Source organism: Nocardia brasiliensis IFM 10847 (assembly GCF_000710915.1).
Classification (GTDB): Bacteria; Actinomycetota; Actinomycetes; order Mycobacteriales; family Mycobacteriaceae; genus Nocardia; species Nocardia brasiliensis_A.
Window position 1 is genome coordinate 109,786 of the sequence record NZ_BAUA01000087.1, and the last position, 26,034, is coordinate 135,819.

Sequence of the window (26,034 nt, forward strand, 5' to 3'; positions counted from 1 at the left end):
CCCGGCGGCAACCGAATTCCCGTCCGCCAGGTGTCACACGGCGCGCACGGCCGGTGTCTTCATGTCGTAGGAATCGACAAGGAGGCGCGAAATGGCCGGCACACCCCGAATCCCCAAGGCGGCACTGACCGGATTCCGCGGCAGGCTCGCGAAGGCGATCACCCGCAAGATGTTCGGCGAGGTACCCGAACCGCTCGAGGTGATGTGGCATCACCCCGCCGTGGTCATGGACACCAGCGCGCTCGGCCGCAAGGTGGCCAAGTGGCATCGTGCGGACGCGAATCTGAAGTCGTTCGCACACATGGCGGTGGCCTCGCTCGTCGGCTGCACCTGGTGCCTGGACTTCGGCTACTTCCACGCGCACAACGACGGCCTCGACGAGGTGAAGGCGCGCGAAGTCCCGCGCTGGCGGGAATCCGACGTGTTCACCCCGCTCGAGCGCCAGGTAATGGAATACGCGGAGGCGATGAGCCAGACGCCGCCCACCGTCACCGACGAAATGTCTGCGGCGCTGCTCGCCGAACTGGGCGCCGCCGCACTGGTCGAGCTGACGAACTGGATCGCGTTCGCCAACATGGCCACCCGCACCAACACCGCGCTCGGCATCGAGGCCCAGGGGTTCGCCGCCGCCTGCGAGCTGCGTCCGCTGGCTCAGCCGAGCCGGGTAGCGTCCGGGGCATGAGCGTGCCGACCGCGGCGTCCGCCGGGCCGGGCGGGCTCCGCGGGACACCGAAGGGAGACCGCATGAACGACGACCCGTTCGTCGCCCATCGCCGTCTGCTGTTCACGGTCGCGTACCAGTTGCTCGGTTCCGCCGCCGACGCCGATGACGTGGTGCAGGAAACGTGGCTGCGCTGGGCGGCGGTGGACCGGGCGCAGGTGCGCGACCCGCGCGCCTATCTGGTGCGCACCACCACCAGGCAGGCGCTCAACCGGCTGCGCACCGTGGCGCGGCGGCGCGAGGAGTACGTCGGCGAATGGCTCCCCGAACCACTGCTCACCAGTCCCGATGTGGCCGAGGATGTCGAACTGGCCGAGCACGTGTCGATGGCGATGCTGACGGTGCTGGAAACGCTCGGCCCGACCGAGCGCGCGGTGTTCGTGCTGCGCGAAGTGTTCGACGCACCGTACGAGGAGATCGCCGACGCGCTGGAGAAGTCCGCGGCGGCGGTCCGGCAGATCGCCCGCCGGGCGCGTGAGCACGTGGCCGCCCGTCGGCCGCGCGTGCCGGTCACCCGCGTCGAGCAGCAGACCGCCGTGGCGCGGTTCCGCAGCGCGATCCAAACCGGCAACGTCCAGGCCCTGCTCGACGTACTCGCCCCCGATGTGCTGCTGGTCGCCGACGGCGGCGGGATCGTGCAGGCGTTCCCGCATCCGTTGCGCGGCGCGCGCCGGACAGCGCGCATGTTCGCCCAGTTCCCCGATTTCGTGCCGGGTGCGCACATCTGGTCGGTGTCGGTCAACGGGGCCGCGGCGCTGCGGGTCGACACCGACGGTGAGCTCAGCGCCACGATCAGCCTGTCCGTGGCGGACGGCCGCATCACCCACATCTACATCGTCCGCAACCCGAACAAACTCACCCGCCTCCGCGAAATCAGGCCGCTGAGCCGGGCCTAGTGACCACGAAGGCCCCGGTCTCACGCGGGATCGGAGCCTTCGCGTGCCGCCGTCAGTGCTGATGCCCGCCCGGCATCAGTAGATAGCGAACAGGTGTTGGACACGCATCAAAGCAGCGCCTTACCCTTCTGACACGTCGTGCGAAGAGTGACCCACCCCACACTCCGCGCAGGCACAGGAGGACAATGATGTGTGAAAATTCTTGCTCCGCAGCATCTTCCGGCTTCCGCACACACGGAGACGATGCCGGATGAGCTATGACCGAATCCTGATCACCGGCGCGGGCGGCGGCATCGGCACCCTGATGCGACCGCGCCTGGCCCGGCCCGGCCGCACCCTACGGCTCCTGGATCTGGCCGAACTGCCCGCACCGCAGCCCGCCGAACAAGTCGAGCTGCTCACCGGCTCGCTCACCGACCCCGGCACCATGGCGGCCGCCTGCCGCGAGGTGGACGCGGTCATCCATCTGGGCGGCATCAGCCGCGAGGACAGCTGGGAGCGAGTGCTCGCGGTGAATGTCGATGGCACCCATACCGTTCTGGAAGCGGCGCGACAGGCGGGTATCACCCGCGTCGTGCTGGCGTCCAGCAATCACGCCGTCGGCTACCGGCGGGTCGGCGAGGCGGGACCGAACGGCATTGCGGGCGAGGCGCCCCCGCGCCCGGACACCTACTACGGATTCAGCAAAGCCGCGATCGAAGCGCTCGGCAGCCTGTATCACTCCCGGTTCGGCATGGACGTGATCTGTGTCCGCATCGGTTCGTGTTTCGAACGGCCATACGATGTCCGCGGCTTGTCGACCTGGCTTTCCCCCGACGACGCCGCCCGCCTGTTCGAGGCCTGCCTCACGGCGCAAAGCCCTGGCTTCCAAGTGATCTGGGGCGTTTCGAAGAACACGCGCGCCATCGTCTCCCTGGCCGAGGCCGAACAGCTCGGCTACCGGAGCCTGGACGACGCCGAGAAGTTCGCCACCGAGGTCACCGCGGGCACGGACCCGGTCTTCCTCGGCGGCCCGTTCCTGGAAACCCCACTGGGCGAACCCAACCCGCTCTGACACCCATTTCTCGACAACGCCCGTGCGGCCCCCGCCGCGACGGGTGCTTGCTCGACCGCGAAAGAAGCGCAGCACAATGCACGATGAATCCACGGTGCCGGGCCGAAAGTCCGCCCTCGGCACCAACGTTCACTTCCTCTACTTCTTCGGCGCGCTCGGTGGCATTCTCTTCGGCTACGACCTGGGCGTCATCTCGGGCGTGCTGTTGTTCATCAAGGACGCGTGGGAGTTGTCCTCGGTCACCAAAGGTGTGATCGGCGGCTGCCTGGCGGCGGGCGCGATCATCGGGGCCGCCGCCGCGGGCCGCCTGACCGACCGGCTCGGCCGCCGCCGCACCATCATGATCGCCGCCGCGGTCTTCGGGCTCGGCGCGCTCGGGTGCGCCGCGGCACCGAATGTCACGGTGCTGGTGATCGCCCGGTTCGTCACCGGTATCGCGGTCGGCTGTTCGTCGGCGACCGTTCCCACCTATCTGTCCGAACTCGCCCCGACCCGGGCGCGCGGCGCGCTCTCGACGCTGAACCAGCTGATGATCGTCTCCGGCATCCTGCTCGCCTACATCGTCGACTGGATGCTGTCGGGCTCCGGCAACTGGCGCTTGATGTTCGGCGTCGCCGTCATCCCCGCGGTGGCCTTGTTCGCCGGTATGACCGTGCTGCCCGAAACGCCGCGCTGGCTGGTGAAAGCGGGCCGCGAAGAGGAAGCGCGCGCCGTGCTGGCGGGCACCCACCGCTCCACCGAAATCGACGCCGAGCTGGACAACATTCGCAGGGTAAACCAGCTCGACGTGGCGCAGCGGGGCAGGCTGCGCGATCTGTGGGCACCCTGGGCCCGGCCCGCGTTGCTCGTCGCGCTGATTCTCGCTGTCGGCCAGCAGTTCTCGGGCGTCAACGCGGTGAACCTCTACGCGCCCACCATGTTCACCGATCTCGGCTTCGGCAACTCGACCTCGCTGCTGGCGGCCATCGTGCTCGGCGCGGTCAAGGTGGCGTTCACGGCGTGGGTGATCTTCGTGGTCGACCGGTGGGGCCGAAAACCGTTGCTGCTGCTCGGCAATGTGTGCATGGCGGTGTCGTTGTTCTTGCTCGGCGTCGTCGTGCTCACCGTGGACGACAACACCGTCACCGGCTTGACGACCCTGATCCTGCTCAACGTCTACCTGGCCGGTTACGAACTCGGCTGGGGCGCGGTGGTCTGGGTGATGATGGCGGAGATCTTCCCGCTGCGGGTGCGCGGCGTCGGCATGGGCGTGGGCAGCGTGGTGCTGTGGAGTTCGACCTTCGCGATCACCTTCCTGTTCCCGGTGATGAACGACCATCTGGGCCTGGCCAAATCGGCCTGGTGCTTCGCGGGCGTCAGCGTGGTGATGTTCCTGCTCGTCCAGCGCTTCGTCCCGGAAACCAACGGCCGCAGCCTGGAAGAGATCGAGCTCGAGCTGCGTGCCCGGGTCGGCGGGCAACCGACGGGACGGCAGGCGTGACCGTCGTCTACGTGTCCAACGCCGACAGCCGCGAGATCTCGGTCCTGCGACTGGACGCCACCGGCGACCTGACGCCGGTGGCCGCGGTGCCGGCGGACGGAACGGTGATGCCGTTGGCGGTGTCCCCGGACCGCCGGTATTTGTATGCGGGCCTGCGCTCGGAACCGTTCTCGGTCACGGCTTTCGGCATCGAACCGACGAACGGAAAGCTGATCGGACTCAGATCGACCGTACTACCGGACAACATGGCTTATCTGTCGACCGACCGCACCGGGCGGTATCTCTTCGGCGCCTCGTACAGTGGCGACCTGATCTCGGTGCATCCGATCGCCGCGAACGGCGCCGTCCGCCCGCGGCCGGACGAGGTGATCGCCACTGCCCCGCACGCGCATTCGATCGTCGTCGATCCGGCCAATCGCCATGTGTTAGTCGCCGTATCGGGCGGCGATCACATCCTGCAATATCGGTTCGACGCGACCGCGGGCAGCTTGACGCCGAACCGGCCCGCCGCCGTCGCGACCCCGCTCGGCGCGGGTCCGAGACATCTCGTGTTCCATCCGAGCGGCCGAGTGGTCCTCGCCTGCCACGAGCTGGACGGCACCGTGCAGAGCCACCTGTTCGATCCGCCGACGGGCACGCTGACCCCGGCAGCGTCGAGGTCCGCACTCCCCCCGGGCTTTTCGGGCAACCCATGGGTCTCCGAACTGCGCGTCACGCCGGACGGCCGCTACCTCTACGTCGCGGAGCGCACCTCGGACACCCTCGCTGGTTTCCACGTCGACGGCGACACCGGAGCACTCGAGCCGATCGGTCACACGCGCACCGAAGCGCAGCCGCGCGGATTCGCCATCGACCCGGGCGGCCGTTTCCTGGTCGCGGCGGGACAGAAGTCCCACGCGGTGACCAGCTACGCCATCGACCCGGCGACCGGTGCGCTCACCGCCGTGCACCGCCGCTCAGTAGGCCGCAACCCCAACTGGGTCGAGATCATCGACCTACCCGGCGCATGAGCACCGCCGAGCCCGGCGATCGGCCGCCCGACCGGCGGCACCTGCGCCGCGTCGATCGGTCCCGGTTGCCCGATCCGTCGCGGCATCAATCGGACGCGGGCAGGCTGGGCCTCATGGTTTCACTCGAACAGGTGCGTGGCTTCGTCATGGTTGCCGAGGAGCGCAGCTTCCGCCGCGCGGCCGACCGGCTGCGGATGACCCAGCCCCCGCTCAGCAGGCAGATCCAGAAGCTGGAACGCGAGATCGGGGTCGAGCTGTTCGACCGCAGCCAGCGGCAGGCACAACTGACCCCCGCGGGCGAGGTGTTCCTGATCGAGGCGCGCCGCCTGCTCGCTCTCGCCGAGGGCGCGCCGGGGACGGCCCGCCTGGTCGCCGCGGGCGGGGCCGGGACGGTTCGCATCGGATTCACCGCGACCTCCGGGTTCGGCTTCCTCGGCCGCTTCCTGAACCACATCGAGCAAAGCCTGCCCGGCGTCGAGGTGGTGCTGCGCGAGATGGTGAGCTCGGCCCAGTTCGAGAATCTGCGCAGCGGCAAACTGGACCTGGCGCTGGCCCGGCCGCCGTTCGACCGCACCGAATTCGACTGCGAGCTGGTGCATTCCGAGCGGTTGATGCTGGCGGTGCCCGCGGATCATCCGCTGGCCGTGCCCGGCCCGATCGCCGTGGAACGGCTCGGCGGCGAGACGCTGCTGGTGTACGCGCCGGGCCCGGCCCGGTATTTCGCCGACCTCGTCGCGGGAATCCTTGCGGCCGTGCCCTATACGTCGACACACGAACTGACGCAGGTGCACACCATGCTCGCCTTGGTCGCGGCAGGGCGCGGTCTGGCCTTGGTGCCCGAAACCGCCGGTCACCTCCATCCCGACGGCGTGCGGTTCCGGCCGCTGGACGGCGTCGACGATCCGGTTGTCCTGTACGCGGTGTGGCGGCGCGACTGCGCGAATCCGGCGCTGCACCGGGTCGTGCGGTTGCTCGACGCACCGCCACCCGCCCATTGAAAGGAACACGATGTCGCATCTGTCCGCCGCGGAACTCGGCCCGGCCCTGGGTCAGGGCCTGCTGTCGTTCCCGGTCACCCATTTCGATCCCGATCTCGCCTTCGACGAGTCCGCGTATCGCAAACACATTGCCTGGCTTGCCCAATACGACGTGGCCGGTTTGTTCGCCGCGGGCGGCACCGGTGAGGGCTTCTCGCTCACGCCCGCGGAGATCGATCAGGTGGTCCGCGCGGCGGTCGCCGAAACCGCAGGCCGCATACCGGTCATCGCCCCCGCGACGGCGGGCACCGCGGCCGCGGTGGAGCAGGCCAGAGCGGCCGAAATCGCGGGTGCGGAAGGCATTCTGCTGCTCCCGCCGTACCTGACCGAAGCCGGGCCGGAGGGCCTGGTGGAACATGTCGCCACCGTCTGCGCGGCGACCTCGCTCGGCGTCATCTTCTACAGCCGCGCCAACGCCACCTGCAACGACGTGACGCTCGCGCGGATGGCCGACCGCTGCCCGAACCTGATCGGATTCAAGGACGGCGTCGGCAATATCGAGACGATGACCCGGATCTACGCCCGCCTCGGCGACCGGCTCACCTTCATCGGCGGCCTGCCCACGGCAGAGACCTTCGCGCTGCCGTACACCGAAATGGGTGTCACCACATACTCTTCGGCCATCTTCAACTTCCTGCCGGAGTTCGCGCTCGCCTTCTACACGGCGGTGCGCGCCCACGATCGGGACACCGTCTATCGGCTGTTGCGCGCCTTCGTGCTCCCCTACCTGGACATCCGCGATCGACGCCCGGGCTACGCGGTCTCGATCATCAAAGCCGGGTTGGCCGCGGTCGGCCGACCCGCCGGGCCGGTGCGCCCGCCACTGACGAACCTGACCGAAACGGAACTGGCCGAACTGGCCGAACTGACCGCGCGGGTGCGGACGCTCGGCGAGGCGCAGTCGTGAACCGGTGCGACACGATCACCGCGGTCGACCTCTACTCGGTCGCGCTACCGCTGCCCACCGGCATCAGCGACGCCAAGGTGCTGACCGGCAGGCAGCAGCCGATGACCGAGATCGCGGTGCTGTTCGCGGAGGTCACCACTGCCGCGGGATGGTCCGGTCTCGGCCTCGGCTACGCCAAACGCGCAGGCGGCCCAGCGCAATTCGCGCACGCCCGCGAACTCGCGCCCCTGCTGCTCGGCGCAGATCCCAACGACATCGCCGCACTCTGGGATCGGCTCTGCTGGGCTGGCGCCTCGGTCGGCCGCAGCGGTCTCGCGGTGCAGGCCATCGCGGCGTTCGATATCGCGCTGTGGGATCTGAAGGCCAAACGCGCGAACCTGCCGCTGGCCAAACTATTGGGCGCGCATCGGGATTCCGTGCGGTGCTACAACACCTCCGGCGGCTTCTTGCACGCACCCGTCGAGGAGATGCGTGACCGCGCCGAAGCGGCACTGGCCCGCGGCATCGGCGGGATCAAGATAAAAGTCGGCCACCCGGACCACACTGTGGACCTGGCCCGCGTGGCGGCGATGCGGGCGCAACTCGGCGACGCCGTAACCCTCATGGTCGACGCCAACCAGCAGTGGGACCGGCCGACCGCACGCCGCATGTGCCGCGAACTCGAACAATTCGATCTGGCCTGGATCGAGGAGCCGCTGGACGCCTACGATTTCGCCGGCCACGCGCGGCTGGCGTCCACCTGCGCCACCCCGATCGCCACCGGGGAGATGCTGACCAGCGCCGCCGAACACACCCGGCTCATCGGCGCGGGCGCGGCCGACATCGTTCAACCGGACGCACCACGAATCGGCGGCATCACCCCCTTCTTGCGGGTAATGGCCCGCGCCGAGATCGAAAACCTGCAATTGGCACCGCATTTCGTGATGGAAGTGCATCTGCATCTGGCCGCGGCCTCTCGCGCCGAGCCCTGGGTCGAGCATTTCGAATGGTTCGACCCGCTGTTCGAGGAGCACCAGGTCATCACCGAGGGACGGATGTGGCTGTCCAACCGACCCGGACTCGGCCTGACCCGCAGCGACCGCACCCGCGACTGGACCGTCGCCGACTTCTCGATTCACGCCTGACTTCTCGGAGGAACACATGGACACCGCACCGGACGAGCTGGCCGGAATCATCGACACGGCCGCCGCAGCCGCCGCACCGATGGCGGACAGCACACCGGCCGACCGCGCCCGCTGGCTGCGACAGGTCGCCGCCGCACTCGAGGCCGCCGCCGACGAGCTGATCCCGTTGGCCGCCGCGGAAACACACCTGCCGGAACAACCACGGTTGCGTGCTGAGCTGGCGCGCACCGCCTTCCAGCTGCGCCTGTTCGCCGAGGTGCTCGCCGACGGCGCGTTCCTGCGCGCGACCGTCGACCACGCCGACCCGCAGTGGCCGATGGGACCGCGACCCGACCTGCGGCGCAGCGTGGTTCCGCTCGGGCCGACCGTGGTGTTCGCGGCGAGCAACTTCCCGTTCGCGTTCAGCGTCGCGGGCGGCGATACCGCCGCCGCGCTGGCGGCGGGCTGCCCGGTCGTGCTCAAAGCGCATCCCGGACATCCGCGCTTGTCCGAACGCACCGGCACGATCGTGCGGGACGCGTTGCGCGCGGCCGGCGCTCCGGCAGGCTCCTTCGCCGTGGTCCACGGGATCGAGGCGGGCCCGACCACAGTGCGCCATCCCGCGATCGCCGCGGCCGCGTTCACCGGCTCGGTGCCCGGCGGGCGCGCGCTGTTCGATATCGCCGTGTCGCGGCCGCGGCCGATCCCGTTCTACGGCGAGCTGGGCAGCGTGAACCCGGTCGTGGTGCTACCGGGGGCGATTCGTGCGCGTGGCGCGGAGATCGTCACGGGTTTCGTGGGCTCGTTCACCCTGGGCGCGGGCCAGTTCTGCACCAAGCCGGGCCTGTTGCTGCTGCCGTCGGGTCACGTCCTCGCCGAAACCCTCGGTGCCGCGGTCGCGGCCGTCCCCGGGCAGCCGCTGCTCAACTCGCGCATCGCCGAGGGCTTCCGGTCACGGCTCACCGATCTGATCGAATACCCCTCGGTCACCGCACTTTCCGCGCCGAATCTCACCGACGACACGGTCAGGCCGACGCTGCTGCGGGTGAGCGCAGCGGATTTCCGCACCGCCGGCGACCTGCTCGCCGCCGAATGCTTCGGCCCCGCCGCACTGGTGGTCGAGTACACGAGCCACACCGAGCTTCGAACACTGCTGCGACAGCTCGAACCCGGTCTCACCGCCACGATCTGGGCCGAGCACGACGAGTTCGAGACCGTCCGGGAACTACTGCCCGCCCTGACCGCACTGGCAGGCCGCCTGCTCTGGAACGACTGGCCCACCGGAGTCACGGTGTCCTGGGCCCAGCAGCACGGCGGCCCCTACCCGGCCACCACGGCGCCCACCACCACGTCGGTGGGCGCCGCCGCGATCGAACGATTCCTGAGACCGGTTGCCTGGCAAGGATTCCCCGACGAGCTGTTACCGCCCGCGCTGCGCGAGGACAACCCTTGGCGACTACCGCGCCGCGTCGACGGAAAGCGGGACTGATCATGTCCAGCCGCATCACCGCCATCCGCCTCACCCCCATCCTGATCGCCGACGCGCCGCTGCTCAATGTCGGCGGCGTGCACCAGCCGTACACACCGCGACTGATCGTGGAGCTCGAAACCGACAGCGGCGCGCTCGGTCTCGGCGAGACCTACGGTGACCGGCCGTATCTCGCCCGCGCGGCCGCAGCGGCGCCGAGCCTGATCGGCCTGCCCGTGCACGCGGTCAACGCGCTCCGGCTGCTGGACGGCGCAGGGCCGGATACCCAAGTGCTGGAGGACAATCCGGTCGCGGGCGGGCTGCGCGGCACCCTCACCGAGGACAAGGTCCGGCTCAGTGTGCTGTCCGCCTTCGAGACCGCCGCACTCGACGCGCTCGGCCACGAGCTGGGCCTGCCCGTGCACGCGCTGCTCGGCGGCAAGGTCCGCGATCGCGTCGACTATTCCGGCTATCTGTTCTACAAGTGGGCCGAGCATCCGATGCCCGACGCGCCGTCCGACGACTGGGGCGAGGTGCTCGATCCGGCCGGGGTGGTCCGGCTGGCCGAGATGTTCAGCGCCCGAGGCGGATTCCGCTCGTTCAAGCTGAAAGGCGGTGTGCTGCCGCCCGCGGCCGAGGTGGCCGCGATCCGCGCGCTGGCCGCAGCGTTTCCCGGCCGTCCCCTGCGCTTGGACCCGAACGGCGGTTGGTCGCTCGCCACCGCGACCGCGGTCGCCGAGCAGCTCACGGGCGTCGTGGAATATCTCGAGGACCCCACCGCCCGCCTCGCCGACATGGCCGAACTGCATCGGCGCACCGGAATGACCTTGGCCACCAACATGATCGTCACGGCCACCGCCGAGATCCGGCCCGCGTTCGACGCCGACGCGGTCCAGGTGGTGCTGTCGGACCATCACTTCTGGGGCGGCCTGCACGCCACCCGCGATCTCGCCGCGGTCTGCCAGGCCTACGGTAAGGGCATCTCTATGCACTCCAACACCCACCTCGGCATCAGCCTGGCCGCCATGACCCAGGTGGCCGCCACCGTCGCCCACCTCGACTACGCCTGCGACACGCACTATCCGTGGCAGCCGGAGGACGTCATCACCGAACCGTTCGGCTTCACCGACGGCGCGCTCACCGTCACCGACACCCCGGGGCTGGGCGTCGAGCTCGACCGCGACGCGCTGGCCCGGCTGCATCGGCGGTGGCAGGAACTGCCCGCCATGCGCGAGCGCGACGACGTCGCGGCCATGCGTGTCGCGGTCCCCGGATATCACCCGCCCGGTTCGCCGAAATACTGAACTCCTTGTGATCCGGGACCGTATTCATTGCGAAATGGTCATTCGACTATCTACTGTCGTGTCTTCGGCACGACGGCTGGATCGCACTGGTCACGCCGCGGTGTGATCCGAGAGGAGCGAAAAGCAGATGGATCTCCAGGACGTCGTCGCCGCGGGTCTGGTCGAGCAACGAGAACTGCTCGAGCAGGGGGCGCTGTCGAGCCGGGAACTCGTCGGCGCCACCCTCGACGGCATCGACGACGCCGCGGATCTCAACGCGTTCACCCGGGTCTTCCACGAGCAGGCCCGCGCCGAAGCGGTCGAGCGGGATCGGGAACGGGCCGCCGGTCCGGTCGGCCCGCTGCACGGCATCCCGATCGCGGTCAAGGACGAGATCGACATCGCCGGTTTCGTGACCAGCTTCGGTACCCGGGCAAATACCTCCCCCGCGCAGGCGGACGCGGAGGTGATCCGCCGGTTGCGCGCGGCCGGCGCGATCATCGTCGGCAAGACCACCATGCCGGAGTTCGGGCAGTGGCCGTTCACCGAGTCGAGCACCTTCGGCGTGACCCGTAATCCCTGGGACCGGACCCGCACCACGGGCGGTTCGAGCGGCGGTTCGGCCGCCGCGGTCGCGGCCGGCCTGGTCCCGGTCGCGATGGGCAGTGACGGCGGCGGCTCGATCCGGATCCCGTCGGCCTGCTGTGGCCTGTTCGGGCTCAAGCCGCAGCGCGGCCGGGTGCCGGTGGCCCCGAGCGACCATCTCTGGCTGACCCTCGGCGTGCTCGGCCCGCTGGCCCGCGGCGTGCTCGATGCCGCGATCGTGTTCGACGTGATTCGCGGCAACGTGCCCGGCGCCCGGTTCACCGCGCCCGAGCCCGCCGTCTCGTTCGAGCAAGCGGTCCGGCAGCCCGGGGCGCCCCTGCGCATCGGCTACAGCACGAAATCGGTGACGCCGCTGGCGAAACCGGACCCCGAGCACGTGCGCGCGGTCCGGGACACCGCGAAACTGCTTACCGAACTGGGACATTCGGTTTTCGAGGTGGATCCCGGCTACCACGAATCCACGCACGCCTTCTATCCGCAGTTCTTCGGTGGCGTCCGCGCCGAAGCCGCGGCGGTGGAGCATCCGCAGTTCCTGGAACGCCGCACCCGCCAGACTGTCCGGATGGGCGCCTGGGCGCGCGGCCCGGTCCTCGACTGGGCGATTCGTCGGGGAGAAGCCTTGGCGCGCAAGGCCGATCGAGTCTTCGCCGACTGCGATCTGCTGCTCACCCCTACGCTCGCGGGCCGCCCGCCGCGCATCGGCGTGCTCGACGGCGCGAACACGATCGGCGCGCAGCTCGCCTCCATCCCGATGATCGCCTACACCGCGCTCTGGAATGTGACCGGCCACCCGGCGGCCTCGCTGCCCGCCGGTGTCGGTGCGGACGGGTTGCCGCTGGCGGTGCAATTGGTCGGGCCGAGCAACGGCGAAACGACTATTCTGTCGGTGGCCGCGCAACTGGAGCAGGCTCGGCCGCACCCGCGCCCACCTGCCTGAACGCCGCCCGGCGGGCCGTCGCGCGACCCGTCAGCTACGAAGATAATTCAAACAACCGATAGACTCGCGAAGAAAATTCGGTACCGTCGGGGGATGCGTAAGAGTGAATCACCCGTCGGCGGGGGCGCACCGGCTCAGCTGGTGCACCCGCCTGCCGGTGTCCCGATCGATGATATCGACCGGATCCTGTTGGACAACCTCGCCCGCGACGGGCGTATGACGAACAACGCGCTCGCCGCGGCCGCGGGCATCGCCCCCTCCACCTGCCTCGGCCGGGTGCGAGCCCTGGTGGAGCGCGGGGTGATTCGCGGATTTCACGCCGATATCGACCCCGCCGCGCTGGGCCGCAGCCTCCAAGCCATGATCGCGGTGCGATTGCGCGCCAGCGCACGCCAGCAACTCGCCGAATTCGGCGAGCAGATGTCGGAGTTCGAGGAGGTGCTCAACGTGTACTTCATCGCGGGCGCCGACGACTACCTGATCCACGTCGCCACGTCACACACCGACGAGCTGCGCCGGTTCGTGCTCAACAATCTGAGCGAGCATCCGGCCGTCGCCTCGACCGAGACGATCCTCATCTTCGAGCACATGCGCCCGCGCACGAATACCCAGGGCTGACAAGGGCGGCCGGCCCCTACCGGCCGGCCGCCCTGCGCAATGCGTTCCAGACTCAGGCCACGAGGCTTTCCGCGACGTAACCGTGCGCGGCCGCCACGGATTCCGAAAGCAGCACGCCCGCATGCGTGCTCAGGCCGTCGGCCAGGCCGCGGTCGGCCGCGACCGCGTCCCGCCAGCCGCGCTCCGCGAGCGAAACCACGTACGGCAGTGTGGCGTTGGTGAGGGCCACGGTCGAGGTGTAGGGCACCGCGCCGGGCATGTTCGCGACGCAGTAGAACACCGACTCGTGCACCCGGTAGGTGGGCTCGGCGTGCGTGGTCGGCCGCGAATCGGCGAAGCAACCGCCCTGATCGATCGCGATGTCGACCAGCACCGAACCCGGCTTCATCTGCGCGACAAGGTCGTTGGATACCAGCGTCGGCGCCTTCGCGCCCGGCACCAGCACCGCGCCGATAACCAGATCGGCCTGGCGCACGGCCTTTTCGATCTCCAGACGGTTGGACATGATCGTGCGCACCTGACCCTTGTACTGCGCGTCGATCTCCCGCAGCCGGGCGATGTTCAGGTCGAGCACGGTCACCTCGGCGCGCATGCCGTGCGCGATGTTGATCGCGTTGCCGCCGGAGACGCCCGCGCCGATCACGACCACGTTGGCGGGCGGGGTGCCGGGCACGCCGCCCATCAGCACGCCGCGGCCGCCGCCGTTGCGCATCAGGTGGTAGGCGCCGGCCTGCGGGGCCAATCGACCCGCGACCTCGCTCATCGGCGCCAGCAGTGGCAGCGAGCCGTCCTTGGCCGTGACGGTCTCGTAGGCGATCGAGGTGATGCCGGAACTCAGCAGCGCGTCGGTGCACTCTTTGGAGGCGGCCAGGTGCAGGTAGGTGAACAGCACCTGCCCCTCGCGCATGCGCCCGTACTCCTCGGCGACCGGCTCCTTGACCTTGAGCACCAATTCCGCTGTGCCCCATACCTCGTCGGCGGTGGGCAGGATGCGCGCGCCAGCGACCGTGTATGCCTCGTCCTCGAACGCGGACCCACGACCGGCGCCGGTCTCGATGTACACCTCGTGCCCGCGGGAGACGAGTTCGTGCACACCGGCCGGGGTGATCGCCACCCGATACTCGTGGTTCTTGACCTCGCGGGGTACCCCGATCTTCACCTGCGCTCCTGAAAGTCGATGTCGGTCGATAGTCGATCCGCATGATGTGGACCTTTACAGGTGAAATTATGAAGATCATGCAAGATCAGGTCTAGATCTATGAAGATAATTCTTCAATCAGCTAGAAAGCTCGATTAATCGTCAGACGAGACCACCTCCCGGGGTGCTCATCCGCATGATCTTCGGCACAGTTGCTTGCTCAGCCGTCCAGACCCCGTGCCAAGATCGGCCACGAGTCGTGCAACGCGGCCTGCCAGTACGGCCAGGAGTGCGTCCCGAAGTCCGTGTAGCGGACGGTCGCCGGGACGCCGTGGGCGCGCAGATCCGCGTCGAACTTCGTGGTGCAGTCGTGCGCGAGCGTCTCCAGCACGATCGAGTTGAACGTGTCCTCGGGGTAGTCGGCGGTCGGGTCGTAGGTGAAGTCGGCGCGACCCGGCACACCGCTGGCGGTCGAGATATAGATCTGCTTGCCGCGAAGTTCCTCGATGTGCTTGCTCGGATCGTGTGCGGCCCACTCCGGGTCGGTGCGGGTCCCCCACATGTTGTCCGGGTCGCCGCCTTTGATGCTCACCGCCGACCGCACCGTCGCCTGATCGAGTTTGTCGGAGATCAAGCAACCGCTGTAGGCGGCCATCGCCCGATAGAGCGCCGGATGCCGGAATGTCAGCGTCGCCGCGGCCTGCGCACCCATCGACTCCCCTGCGATCGCGTTGCTGCCGTTGCCGTCCAGCAGCCGGTCCAGCAGCGGCGGCAACTCCTGCGTCAGGAACGTTTCCCACCGGTTGTGGCCGAGCTTCGGATCGTCGCGTAACCAATCGGTGTAGAAGGACCCCGGTCCGCCGACAGACATCACCACGTTGACCGCTTTGTCGGCGAAGAACTGCACGATGTCCGACTTGCGGGTCCAGGTGCTCTGCGCCTCCTGATCGGTGGCGCCGTCCCCGTCGAGCAGATACAGCGTCGGATGCGGCGCGGTGCCCGCTACCGGATGCAGCACGTCGAGTTGCATCACCCGGCCCATCGCGGGCGAGCGCACGAACACCTCTGCCCAGCGATCCGATTTCGGCTCGATGTGGTCGAGCACCGCCGGCGATTGCGCGCGGGCCGGCGCGGGTGTGCTCCAGATCGACAACAGCACCAGCGCGAGCACGGCGGCCACACAGCCGACGGACCGGTACGCGGCGCCACGATGCGAGAGGCCGAGGGACAAGGTTCGTACCGTCCTTGCTGACTAGAGGCGACACGGTCCGAATGCCCGACGGTCGGCGCGGCCGACCGGGTCGCGCATGGTGACCGGTCCTGCTGGAACAGAGTTCGAGCAGTGTGCGTCGAACCGGCACCGCGCGCAGTAACAAACCTCACAGTCGGTCAGCCGCCTGTCGCTCCTAGGATACAACTTGTGTCTAAGACGTATTCATCCGCCGAGCAGGCCTATCGCGAGGTCAAGGAGCGCATCCTCACCGGCACGCTGGCCGGTGGCGAGCTGATCAGCGAGGGCGAGATCGCCGCCGACCTCGGCACGTCACGCACGCCCGTCCGGGAGGCCTTCCTGCGGCTGGAGACCGAAGGGTGGATGAAGCTCTATCCGAAGCGCGGCGCACTGATCGTGCCGATCCCGCCCGACGAAGCCGAACACGTCGCCTACGCCCGCTACGTGGTGGAGGCGGCCGCCGTGCGGGCCCTCGCCTCGACCGACCGCACCGCGCTGACGACCCAGTTCCGCCACTCGCTCGATCGCCAGCGCGAGCTGGCCGCCGCCGGCGACCTCGACCAATTCGCATTGGTGGACACCGACTTTCATCGCTCCTATGTGATCGCGGCGGGCAACCCGCTGCTCGCGAGCTTCTACGACTCGCTGCGCGAACGGCAGCGCCGGATGAACAGCGTCGCGCTGCGCCGCGGGCCGATCGACATCGACCGGATCATCGAACAGCACGCCCACCTCGCCGGACTGATCGAAACCGGTGCGGTGGACCGTTTCGCCGGCGCGCTCGCCGAACACCTTTCCGGCGTGCACCAATTGGAGCTGAAGGGACTGTGATGGCTGCTTCGACCACCACCGCCCCGCCCACGTCCAGCCGCGTCACCTCGCGGCAGTGGTGGGGCGTCGCCGCGACGATGTTCGCGATCGCCTGGGGCGGAAACGAATTCACGCCACTGCTGGTGATGTACAAGAACCACGGGCTGCCCGCCACCACCGTGGATCTGCTGCTGTTCTACTACGTGCTCGGCATCGTGCCCGCCCTACTGATCGGCGGTCCGCTCTCGGACCGGTACGGCCGTCGCGCGCTGCTGCGACCCGCCCCGCTGATCAGCGCCGCGGGCGCGCTGCTGCTGGCGTTCGGCTCCACGTCGGTGCCGCTGCTCTCGGCTGGACGCGTATTGTGCGGCGTCGCATTGGGTCTCGCGATGGCCGTCGGCGGCAGTTGGCTCAAGGAACTCGCCCAGCCGCCGTTCGGTCCGGCCCAGCCCGGCGGCACCGGGGCGCGACGTTCGGCGATGAGCTTGACGGGTGGCTTCGCGGTCGGCGCGGGCCTGGCCGGCGCGCTCGCCCAGTGGGCGCCGTGGCCGAACGAACTCGCGTATCTGATCAACGTGGCGCTGTGCCTGGTCGCCGCCGTGTGGGTGACCCGGGTGCCGGAAACTGTGGTCCCACAGGCGAATCCCGGCCGGTTGATCGACGACCTGAAGGTGCCCGCTGCCGGGCACCGGCGCTTCCGCTACGTCGTCCTGCCGGTCGCCCTGTGGTTGTTCACCTCCGCCGGTACGGCTTACGCGATCATGCCCGCCCTGATGGCCCCGCATCTGCGCGGCGCACCGATCGCCTTCTCGGCGCTCATCTGCGTCATCACCCTGAGCTGTGGTTTCGCCATCCAGTCCGTCGCCCGCCGGATCGACAAGCCCGGCACCGCCCGGGCCGCGGTCGTCTCCCTGCTCTTCGTCACCTGTGGAATGGTCACGGCCACTTGGGCTTCCGGCGCACTCACCTTCTGGGCCGCGCTCGCGGTCGCCGTCGTCCTCGGCGCGGGCTACGGTATCGGCCTCGTCGCCGGCCTCCAGGAGATCGAACGCATCGCCCGCCCCGACGACCTCGCCGGCCTCACCGCCGTCTTCTACTCCGTCAGCTACCTGGGCTTCGGCGTCCCCGCCCTCCTGGCCTTCCTCCACGAATCCACCACCTTCACCTACCCCTCCATGTTCGCCGTCACCGCCCTCGCCGCCCTGACCTGCCTCGCCCTGGTAGCCGCCAACTACCGCACGGGTTCGCCCATCGACAAAACCGATGGCGAAGTGGGGGTGGGCGTTGTTACGGTTTCTCGGCGCTGAGTACAGCGTCGTGAACTTCGATCAGGGCCGGTTCGCCGGCGGAGAGGGTGTCTATGACCCGGAATGCGCCGCGCGCGCCTCAATGCGTGGACGGTGGCCGCATCGGTTGCCGTCGCGCACGTACAGCTGAACGCCGCTAGCACTTTCGAGGCGCGCTCGGCCTGCTCCTGCTGTCACTGCATCGACCAACAGCCGAGGAGTAATCCGAGTGTCAGACAACACTTCGCACCATTCCGGACCCAGCGCAGCGCTACGGACCGACACCTTCACCTGCGTCCGCTGCGGCCTCGTCGTGGCGACGCTCGCGCCGGACAACAGCTGGCGTAATCACTGCCCGAGCTGCCTGAGTTCCCGGCACACCCACGATCAGATCGAGGGTGGCACCTCCGACTGCCGAGCCCGGATGGCTCCGCTGTCGATCGCCGTGCTGCGCACCGGCGAATGGGCCGTGGTCCATCGCTGCACCCGCTGCCAGGAACTGGCGCTGCACCCCGTGTGCGGCGACGACAACCAGCTCATCCTGATGCGGATGGCCGTCCGGCCGCTCGCCGAACCCCCCTTCCCGCTCGAAGTCTTCGGCGATCTGTAGGGGTGCGCCATGCCACGACGCAAACCGGCGGCCCGCCGACCACAGCGGGCCAAACACGTATTGCACGGCCGCGCAGGCGAATCCGGCGAGTCGTTCCGCTGCGTCGGCTGCCGGATGGACGTGTCCGTCACGGCCCCCGGCACCGCGCACCGCAACCACTGCCCGCACTGCCTGTCCAGTCGCCACGTGGACGGGCGGGTGCCCGGCGACCGGGCGGCGACCTGCCGCGGGCGGATGGTCGCGGTCAGCATGTGCACCCGCGACGACGGCGAATGGCTGCTCGTCCACCAGTGTCTGCCCTGCGGCGCACTGAAGACGAACCGCATAGCCGGCGACGACAACGCACTTGCGCTGATGCGAATAGCGTTGCGTCCGTTGGCCGATCCCCGAATCGGCCATCGAGTCCTACGCGCCCTGTAACCGCGGCGGCGCTCGCTCCCCTCCCGGGCGAGCGCCACCTCGGCGATTTGCACCGGGCTCCACCAGCCAATGTGCAGCCGCTGTGGCACCGGGCCCGTCAGTGCTGCGCGTCGAAGGCGACGGCTTCGGCCAGCACCGTGGCGATTTCGTCGCCATAGCCGGCAAGTTCGGCACGCAACGTCTGCTGCGCGTCGGTGTCCGCCCCGTTCAGCAGTGCTTTCAGCATGGTCTCGTTGACCACATCCGCCGGTGCGGCGATCAATCCGGTCATGGCGAAGAAGGTCAGCAAGGTCGGGTCGAACGCCGTGCCGTCACCCGCGAACTGCTGGGTCATCCGCTCCAGTGCCAGGTCGAAGTACTTGTGCAGCAGCGGGATCCGCGCGAACGCGAGCCCGCCGCGATGTTCGACCCCGGGCCAGCGCAGGTCTTCGAGCGCGCTGAGCCACCACGCCGGATAGGACGCCTGTTGCAACCGCCGGAGCATGTCGAGTTCACCGCCCGGCCCGTGCTCTTCGGCCAGATATTCCGCCACCGCCTCGGCTTGGATCGCCGCGACGGTCATCCCCTGCCCGTAGATCGGGTCGACCGTGGACATCGCATCGCCGAGCGCCAGCAGACCGGCGGGCCACCGCGCCATCTGCTCGTAGTGCCGCCGAACACAGACCGGAATCCGGAACCCGCGCGGCGACGTCAACGGCTCTGCGCCGCACAGCGCTTCGGCTATGGCCGGGCTGATCAGCTCCGCGAGTCCGGCGTCGAACCCGGCGGCGTCGACGGGCGGATACTGCCCGCCGATACCGGACAGGCACGCACTCCAGACGTCGCCTTCGATCCGCTTCAACACCCCTCCGGCAGGATTGCCCGCGCGATAATCGTTTTCGACGACTACCAGGGCCGGGACCGCGGCCCGGTCCTGCGGCACCCGGTAGTAGCGCGTGCTGTACCCGATGCCCGAGGTGACCGTCTCGTCCGGCGGCGCTTGATAACCGAGCTGCGAAAGCCATTGCGGCAGTTTCGACGACCGCCCGCTCGCGTCGACGACGAGGTCGCCGCTCATCGTCACCGTCGGACCGACCTCTCCGCTGGTCCGGCAGCGCACGCCGGTGATCCGTGTGGCGTCAGCGGTGGCGCAGACGTCGACAACCTGCTGCGCATAGCCGAATCGCACATTCGCAATGCCTTGCACGCGCGCACGGATCGCCTGCTCGACCAGCCCTCTGCTGTAGAAGGCGCCCTTGTCCGGGCTGGGCATCATCATCGTCCCGTACCGGTTCGTCCAGGTCAGCGTAGCCTCGGCGAGCGGAAAGGCGCCGAGCCGCAACACATCATCGACAAAGCCGGGCAGCAGCCGTTCCAGAATCTGTTCGCCGCGCGGCAACATCTGGTGCAGATGAAACGTCTGCGGCACACCCCGGCGGCGAATCTCCGGTCCCGGCTCGGCATCTCGGTCGAGCACCAGCACCTCGGTGTAATGCTCGGCCAGCACGCGCGCCGCGAGCAACCCGGCGATCCCACCGCCGATCACGATCGCTTTCGCCCGCCCGTCTACCTGCCTCTGCGTCATGCTTCGACGTTAAGCACGCCGGCGGCGACGCGCCTCACTCCGCGGTGCGAATCCCGTGTCCCCCGTGGGTATGAGCCTTACCGCTGCACCGCGAGCCGCACGCCGAGGCCGATGAAGATGCCGCCGGTGGCCACCTCGATGCGCCGTCGCGCGGCGTGCCGGCGGCGCAGCCAGCCGCCGATCCGGCCCGCCAGCACCCCTACCGCACCGTCCACCAGGAACTCCAGCACAATCATGATCGCGCCGAGAATCGCGAACTGCAGCCAGATCCGGCCGAGCGACGGGTCGATGAACAGCGGGAGGAACGCGATCGTGAACGTCACCATCTTCGGATTGAGCAGGTTGGTCAGCAGCCCGGACACGTACGCCTTGCGGGCCGAGACGCCCACTTCGCGCTCGTCCGTCGGCAGGCTGCCCCGGTTCCGGATCGCCTGCACCCCAAGGTAGATCAGGTAGGCGGCGCCGAGGATCCGGACCACGGTGAAGGCCGCGGGCACCGCCGCGAGCAGCGCCGCCAGCCCGGCCGCGGCGACCGCGACGTGGATGGCTTCACTCGTGGCCACCCCGGCGGTGGCGTACAGCCCGGCCCGCGGCCCGCCGCGCATCCCGCACCCCAGCACGAACAGCATGTCCGGCCCCGGCGTGATCATCGCGACGAAGGTGGTGGCCACGAAGGCGAGCAACAGACTGTGATCAACCGGCATGGGCCGATTCTCGCAGTGCGCGGGGCCGGTGGCGAGCCGGTGAAAGCCTGGTCAGTCGGCGGACGGCAAGCGGAATCGGAAGATCGCCCCACCGTCGTGCGCCGACTGCGCGGTCACCGTGGCCCCGTGCAGGTCCGCCACCTGCTTGACGATCGCAAGTCCCAGTCCGTGGCCGGGTTTACCGCGACCGTCGGTGCAGCGGTAGAAGCGATCGAAGATATGCGGCAGATCGTCGAGCGAGATACCGGGACCATGGTCGCGGACCGTCAGTTCGCCGTCGTGCAACGTGACCCGGACGATGCCCTGCGGCGCACTGAATTTCGCCGCATTGTCGAGCAGGTTGGTGATCGCGCGGGCGAGCCTGCCCGGCACACCGTGCACGACGGTCGGGTGCAGGTCGCTGGTGAATGTCATAGCGGGCCAGTGCCGTTCGGCGGCACGCAGGCACTCCGTCACCAGTGTGTCCAAGCGCAGATCCTCGAAAGGTTCCGGGACCGCGGCCGGATCGTCGGCCCGCGCCAGCTCGATCAGATCCGTGACCAGGCCGGAAAGTTCCGCGGACTGGGCACGCAGAGCGGTCGCGGTCTCGTCGAGTTGGTCGGCGGACATCCGCGAAGCCCGACCCAGCAGCTCGATATTCGTCCGCAACGCCGTCAGCGGCGTGCGCAGTTCGTGGGAGGCGTCGGCGATCAACCGGTGTTGCGCGGCGCGGGCCGCGCGTTCGGCGGTCAGCGCTTGATCGAGCTCGTCGAGCATCGCGTTGAAACTTGTTGCCAGGCTGCGCAGCTCGACCGGCCCACGGACGGTGATGTGCTGCCGCGGATCGCGGGTGGTCGCGATGTGCTCGGCCGCCGCGGTCAACGCCGTGACCGGCTCGACCGCGCGGCGCGCCACGACCAGCCCCGCGGCGACGGCGAGCAGGGTGCCGATCCCCGCCGCGGCGAGCAGGGCGTACCCGACGCGGCGCAGGCTGGTGTCCACCGGATCGGCCCGTTGCGCGATCTGGACCGCGGAGCCGGAACGCAGTGGGGCGGTGTACATCCGCAGCGAATGATCGCCGAGCCGGATATCGCTGAAGAACGCGGCCCTGGTGCCCGCGGCGACTTCTTCGGTCGCGCGGTCGACCGGCAGCGACTGCGCGGGGTCGTGCTCGGACTCGATCCGCCCGTCTGCGGCCACCACCTGCACGCAGCTCGGCGCGGTCAGGTATCGGCACGGCCCCGAAGCCGTCGCGACATCGGCGTCCGCGCCGACCGTGCGGCCGATCCGCGTTGCCTCCCTGCGCAATCCGAGGTCGAGTGAGCTGTCGAGTTCGTGTGCGACCACCACGTAGGCGGCCACACCCATCCCGGCGAGCGCCACCGCGATGGCGACGACGCAGAACAGCGCGACCCGTGCGCGCAACGACCCCGGCAGCCTCATGCCGCCGCCAATCGATAACCGATCCCGCGCACGGTGTGGATCAGGCGCATCTCGTCGCCGGATTCGAGTTTGCGGCGCAGATAGCGGATGTAGACCTCGAGTGAATTCGAGGTCGGCCCGAGTTCGGTGCCCCAGACCCGTTCGATGAGCGTCTCGCGGGGCAGCGCCTGGCCGCTGTTGCGCAGCAGCACTTCGAGCAGCGCGAATTCGGTGCGGCTCAGCTCCACCGGGCGGGCACCGCGCCGGACCGTGTGCGCGGTGGTGTCCATGACGAGGTCCGCGCACGACAGCACCGCGCCGTCTTCCGGATAAGTGCGCCGGACCAGCGCGCGCACCCGAGCCAGGAGTTCATCGAGGTCGAACGGCTTCACCAGGTAGTCATCGGCGCCGGCGTCGAGCCCGTCGACCCGGTCGGCCACCGCGTCACGGGCGGTGAGCATCAGAATCGGCGTCCGGTCGCCCCGTGCCCGCAACCTCCGGCACGCGGTGAGCCCGTCCATGAACGGCATCAGCACGTCCAGCAGCACGACCTCCGGCTGCCAGCGCTGGATCTCGGCGAGCGCGGCCGCGCCGTCCGCGGCGGCCCGCGTCTCGTAGCCTTCGCTGTCCATGGCGCGCACCAGCGCCGCGCGGACCGAGTCCTCGTCGTCGACCACCAACACGCGCATCTTCCGGATGATACGGACCGCGTCGGCCCAGGCCGGGGACCCGGCGCGGTCTCATCGAACTCTCATCCGGCGCCGGAAAGGTGCGGGTCATGAGACGTCGGAGCATCGAGCGCGCCCACCGCAGGATCGCCGCGGGCGGCACCGTTTTGTTGATCTTGGTATTGACCGGCACCGCCTGCGACCGCACCACGGCGGGCCCGCGCCCGGAGGTCCGGGGCACCCACGTGCTGGTGCCGATCGGCGGCGGCCGGGCCGATATCGACACGGCGTCGCTGGCGATCACCGCCGACCTCGGCGACGAGCCGAACCTCACCCTCTCCGCCCCAGCGGCCGCACAGCTGGGCGCAGCCGGGCCCATCGAGACCGCACCGGATCGAGCAACCTGGAGCTATCCCGGCAAAGGATTGACCGTCACCGCCGATGCCGCCGACGGCCGCCTGCGCGTCACGCTGCGCAGCGATCGCGACCAACGCCTGTCCTGGCCGGTGACCGGCACCGATCCCGCGACCACCGCATTGCAGCTCCCCCGCGGCGAGGGCCTGTCGCTGCCGGTCGGCGACCCGTTCTGGAACTCCCCCGACGCGGCCCTGATCGACCGGCCGCTGGACCTCACCGAGAGCCTGACCATGCCGTTCTGGGGTTACCAGGCGGGTGCGCGTGGCGTGAGTTACCTCGCGCCCAACGATATCGGCACCACCCTGACGGTGCGCTCGGTGGACGAAAAGCTGCGCACCACCGCCGAACACGACTTCGACGCCAGGGCGGACACCCGCGAATACGCGGTCACCTTCGCGCTGACGGACGCCTCACCAGTAGCCGCGGCGAAGGATTACCGCGCCTGGCTCATCCAGCACGGTCAATTCCGTTCCCTCGCAGACAAAATCGCGCAGCAGCCGGCGGTCGGCAAGCTGCTCGGCGCCTTTCACGCCTACCTGTGGGGCGACGGTCGCACGCCGGAGGCGATCCGCACGATGCGCGAGCTCGGCCTCACCCGCATGTGGCTGGGTTACGACGCCGGCGCCGATCCGATGACCCGCGCCGCCGTCGATGCCGCGAAGGCGGCCGGTTACCTTGCGGGACCGTATGACTCGTACGACAACGCACAGGACCCCGCGACCGCCGACAACCCCGGCTCGAGCTGGCCGGGCCTGTGGCCGTCGGGCTGCGTGCACGACCCGGAGGGCAACCCGGAGACCGGCTTCGGCGGCCGCGGCTGCTACCTCAGCACCCAGGCGCTGGCGCAGCGCCCCCAGGTGCTCGACGACCGCTACGCGACGATGACGGCGAACGGCGCGAACACCTACTTCCTCGACGTCGACGCCGCAGGTCAGTTCTTCGACGACTACAGCCCCGGCCACTCGATGAACAAGAAGCAGGACCGCGACAACCGGCTCACCCGCATGCGCGCCCTCGTCGAGCAGCGCGGACAGGTATTGGGTTCGGAATCGGTCGGCGCGTGGGCGAGCACCCTGCCCGCGTTCAGCCACGGCTCGCAGACCCCGGTCTCGGACCTGCTCTGGAAAGCCCAGCGCGACAAACAATCCTGGGGCGGGTGGGCGCCGGAGAGCGCACCGAAGTTCTTCTTCCAGCCCGCCGAACTGCCCGCCGCCGCGGCCACGGCCATTTTCGATCCGGCCTATCGGGTGCCGCTCTACGAGACGGTGCTGCACGACTCCATCGTCAATCTGGACCGCTGGGAACTCGCCTATTACAAACTTCCGCAACAGCAGACCATGCGCGCACTCACCGCGATCCTGAACAACACCCCGCTGAACTTCGCACTCGACCGCGCCGAGCTGGACCGCCATGGCGCCGAAATCGCCCGCCTGCAACGGTTCTTCGCACCGCTGCACGAGGCCGCGGGCACCACCCCGATGACCGGCTTCCAGTGGCTCACCGCTGATCACCTGGTGCAGCGCAGCACCTTCGGCGACGGCGTCCTCACCGTCACCGCGAACTTCGGCACAGCCCCGCACGACGGACTCCCCGGCGGCTGCGTCGACGCCCGGCTCACGACCGACGAGGCGCCGCGACGGTTGTGCCCCGCCGCCTAGCGGAGGGCACGATGGACCCGGCGCCCCTCCGGCTCCGGGTCCATCGTGTTCCACCGGCCGCCTAGGCGGCCGTGCATCGGGTGGGCAACGCTGCCAACCCGCGGATCACCACATTCGGCTTGTACAGCGGCGTATCGGTCAGCGGTTCGATCTCACGCACCTTGCGCAGCAGCACATCCAGCAGCACCTCCATTTCCAGCAGGGCCAGCGGCGCGCCGAGACAGTAGTGGATGCCGAGGCTGAAACCGAGGTGCTTCTTGGCCGGGTTCTTCGGATCGGAGTACCGCGCGACATCCACCCGATCGGGGTCGCCGAACGCGGCCTCGTCGCGATTGGCCGAATTGATCAGCACCACAACACCTTCACCCGGCTCGAACGCATGACCGGCCACCGTGATCGGCCGGGTCGCGGCTCGGGTGGTGATCTGCACCGACGGCTCCAAACGGAGCAGTTCGTCGGGCGCGTACGCGGTCAGCTCGGGACGTGCGCGCAGCGCGGCGATCTGGTCCGGATTGCGCATCAGCTGCAGCAGGCCGGTGCCGATCAGATTCGCGGTGGTCTCGTGTCCCGCAACGAAAGTGGTGATGCAGGTGGCGAGCAGTTCCTGCTCGGTGAGCACATCCCCGCGGTCCTCCACCTGCGAGAGCACGCTGAGCAGATCATCTTTCGGGTTCGCCCGGCGCTCGTCGAGCAGTTCGCGGAAGTAGTTCATGAAGCCGCGGGAGGCCGCGCTGCGCGCCCGCAGCGCCTCCTCGGGCAGCGTGTAGTCGTGGTCGAAACCCCGCGCCAGATCCTGCGACCACCGGTGCACCTGGTCGTAGGCCTCCGGCGGTACACCGATCAGCTCGCCCGCGATGATCAACGGCAGCGGATAGGCGATCTGCTCGACCAGGTCGAATTCGCCTGCTGCCAAACAGTTGTCGACCAACTGCTCGGTGAGCTGCTCGATCCGCGGCCGCAGCCTGGTCACCATGCGCGGGGTGAAACCCTTAGTCACCAAGTTGCGC

24 protein-coding genes are annotated in these 26,034 nt (G+C 69.1%); 17 read left to right on the forward strand and 7 right to left on the reverse strand.

Translation table 11 applies throughout. From position 1 onward, the window contains the following. Positions 1–91: 91 nt before the first annotated feature. The 12 genes from NBRGI_RS18930 to NBRGI_RS18985 all read left to right on the forward strand — a co-directional run bounded on the left by NBRGI_RS18930 (position 92) and on the right by NBRGI_RS18985 (position 13,120). Positions 92–682, forward strand: a complete 591-nt coding sequence (locus NBRGI_RS18930; protein WP_029898113.1) for a carboxymuconolactone decarboxylase family protein — start codon at positions 92–94, stop codon at positions 680–682. 62 nt (positions 683–744) lie between these two features. Continuing rightward, positions 745–1,617: an RNA polymerase sigma-70 factor gene (locus NBRGI_RS18935; protein WP_029898114.1), complete on the forward strand. Its 873-nt coding sequence runs from the start codon at positions 745–747 to the stop codon at positions 1,615–1,617. A gap of 250 nt (positions 1,618–1,867) precedes the next feature. Then, positions 1,868–2,671, forward strand: a complete 804-nt coding sequence (locus NBRGI_RS18940; protein WP_029898115.1) for an NAD-dependent epimerase/dehydratase family protein — start codon at positions 1,868–1,870, stop codon at positions 2,669–2,671. Positions 2,672–2,747: 76 nt separating this feature from the next. Then, positions 2,748–4,151 (forward strand): sugar porter family MFS transporter, encoded by a 1,404-nt coding sequence (locus tag NBRGI_RS18945; RefSeq protein WP_029898116.1) that lies wholly within the window; start codon positions 2,748–2,750, stop codon positions 4,149–4,151. Then, positions 4,148–5,161 carry a lactonase family protein gene (locus NBRGI_RS18950; RefSeq protein WP_029898117.1) on the forward strand — a complete coding sequence of 338 codons (1,014 nt, stop codon included), beginning with the start codon at positions 4,148–4,150 and terminating at the stop codon, positions 5,159–5,161. The genes NBRGI_RS18945 and NBRGI_RS18950 overlap by 4 nt, the downstream gene beginning before the upstream one ends. Next, the gene (locus tag NBRGI_RS18955) at positions 5,158–6,159 is read left to right on the forward strand and encodes a LysR family transcriptional regulator (protein ID WP_235211012.1); all 1,002 of its coding nucleotides are present in this window, start codon (positions 5,158–5,160) and stop codon (positions 6,157–6,159) included. Before NBRGI_RS18950 ends, NBRGI_RS18955 begins: the two co-directional genes overlap by 4 nt. Positions 6,160–6,169: 10 nt before the next feature. Further along, positions 6,170–7,105 (forward strand): 5-dehydro-4-deoxyglucarate dehydratase, encoded by a 936-nt coding sequence (kdgD, locus tag NBRGI_RS18960; protein ID WP_029898120.1) that lies wholly within the window; start codon positions 6,170–6,172, stop codon positions 7,103–7,105. Next, on the forward strand, positions 7,102–8,229 hold the full coding sequence (locus tag NBRGI_RS18965; protein WP_029898122.1) for an L-talarate/galactarate dehydratase: 1,128 nt from the start codon (positions 7,102–7,104) through the stop codon (positions 8,227–8,229). Before kdgD ends, NBRGI_RS18965 begins: the two co-directional genes overlap by 4 nt. A 16-nt stretch (positions 8,230–8,245) precedes the next feature. After that, complete coding sequence (locus NBRGI_RS18970) at positions 8,246–9,697, forward strand: aldehyde dehydrogenase (NADP(+)) (protein ID WP_029898124.1); 1,452 nt, start codon at positions 8,246–8,248, stop codon at positions 9,695–9,697. A gap of 2 nt (positions 9,698–9,699) precedes the next feature. Next, entirely contained in the window at positions 9,700–10,980 is a 1,281-nt protein-coding gene (locus tag NBRGI_RS18975) for an enolase C-terminal domain-like protein (protein WP_029898125.1), read from the forward strand. A gap of 127 nt (positions 10,981–11,107) precedes the next feature. Further along, entirely contained in the window at positions 11,108–12,502 is a 1,395-nt protein-coding gene (locus NBRGI_RS18980; protein WP_029898127.1) for an amidase, read from the forward strand. Positions 12,503–12,595: 93 nt separating this feature from the next. Continuing rightward, positions 12,596–13,120 carry an Lrp/AsnC family transcriptional regulator gene (locus tag NBRGI_RS18985; protein ID WP_014984109.1) on the forward strand — a complete coding sequence of 175 codons (525 nt, stop codon included), beginning with the start codon at positions 12,596–12,598 and terminating at the stop codon, positions 13,118–13,120. Positions 13,121–13,172: 52 nt separating this feature from the next. On the opposite strand, the gene ald is transcribed toward NBRGI_RS18985, so the two are convergent. Beyond that, entirely contained in the window at positions 13,173–14,279 is a 1,107-nt protein-coding gene (gene ald, locus NBRGI_RS18990) for an alanine dehydrogenase (protein WP_014984108.1), read from the reverse strand. 199 nt (positions 14,280–14,478) lie between these two features. Continuing rightward, positions 14,479–15,489 carry an alpha/beta hydrolase gene (locus NBRGI_RS18995; protein WP_051727879.1) on the reverse strand — a complete coding sequence of 337 codons (1,011 nt, stop codon included), beginning with the start codon at positions 15,487–15,489 and terminating at the stop codon, positions 14,479–14,481. A 189-nt stretch (positions 15,490–15,678) separates the two neighbouring features. Here NBRGI_RS18995 and NBRGI_RS19000 point away from each other — a divergent pair, with 189 nt between their 5' ends. The 4 genes from NBRGI_RS19000 (at position 15,679) to NBRGI_RS19015 (ending at position 18,615) form a co-directional block, all read left to right on the forward strand. After that, positions 15,679–16,320, forward strand: a complete 642-nt coding sequence (locus NBRGI_RS19000; protein WP_029898131.1) for a GntR family transcriptional regulator — start codon at positions 15,679–15,681, stop codon at positions 16,318–16,320. After that, positions 16,320–17,606, forward strand: coding sequence for an MFS transporter (locus NBRGI_RS19005; RefSeq protein ID WP_029898133.1), 1,287 nt, complete (start codon positions 16,320–16,322; stop codon positions 17,604–17,606). Before NBRGI_RS19000 ends, NBRGI_RS19005 begins: the two co-directional genes overlap by 1 nt. Before the next feature lie 208 nt (positions 17,607–17,814). Continuing rightward, positions 17,815–18,195 carry an RNHCP domain-containing protein gene (locus NBRGI_RS19010; protein WP_029898135.1) on the forward strand — a complete coding sequence of 127 codons (381 nt, stop codon included), beginning with the start codon at positions 17,815–17,817 and terminating at the stop codon, positions 18,193–18,195. A 9-nt stretch (positions 18,196–18,204) separates the two neighbouring features. Beyond that, positions 18,205–18,615, forward strand: a complete 411-nt coding sequence (locus NBRGI_RS19015) for an RNHCP domain-containing protein (RefSeq protein WP_029898137.1) — start codon at positions 18,205–18,207, stop codon at positions 18,613–18,615. A gap of 97 nt (positions 18,616–18,712) precedes the next feature. Here the strand turns inward: NBRGI_RS19015 and NBRGI_RS19020 are convergent, their stop codons facing one another. From NBRGI_RS19020 to NBRGI_RS19035, 4 genes are all read right to left on the reverse strand, one after another. Beyond that, positions 18,713–20,179, reverse strand: coding sequence for an NAD(P)/FAD-dependent oxidoreductase (locus NBRGI_RS19020; RefSeq protein ID WP_051727880.1), 1,467 nt, complete (start codon positions 20,177–20,179; stop codon positions 18,713–18,715). 77 nt (positions 20,180–20,256) lie between these two features. Then, on the reverse strand, positions 20,257–20,883 hold the full coding sequence (locus NBRGI_RS19025) for a LysE family translocator (protein WP_029898141.1): 627 nt from the start codon (positions 20,881–20,883) through the stop codon (positions 20,257–20,259). Positions 20,884–20,934: 51 nt separating this feature from the next. After that, positions 20,935–22,305 (reverse strand): HAMP domain-containing sensor histidine kinase, encoded by a 1,371-nt coding sequence (locus NBRGI_RS19030; protein ID WP_029898143.1) that lies wholly within the window; start codon positions 22,303–22,305, stop codon positions 20,935–20,937. Next, complete coding sequence (locus tag NBRGI_RS19035) at positions 22,302–22,973, reverse strand: response regulator transcription factor (protein ID WP_029898145.1); 672 nt, start codon at positions 22,971–22,973, stop codon at positions 22,302–22,304. Before NBRGI_RS19035 ends, NBRGI_RS19030 begins: the two co-directional genes overlap by 4 nt. Before the next feature lie 89 nt (positions 22,974–23,062). Between NBRGI_RS19035 and NBRGI_RS19040 the strand changes: the two genes are divergently transcribed. Next, positions 23,063–25,027, forward strand: a complete 1,965-nt coding sequence (locus NBRGI_RS19040; RefSeq protein ID WP_029898147.1) for a glycoside hydrolase — start codon at positions 23,063–23,065, stop codon at positions 25,025–25,027. Between the two features lie 61 nt (positions 25,028–25,088). Here the strand turns inward: NBRGI_RS19040 and NBRGI_RS19045 are convergent. Continuing rightward, the coding region (locus tag NBRGI_RS19045) for a cytochrome P450 (protein ID WP_029898149.1) at positions 25,089–26,034 on the reverse strand (946 nt) is incomplete at its 5' end.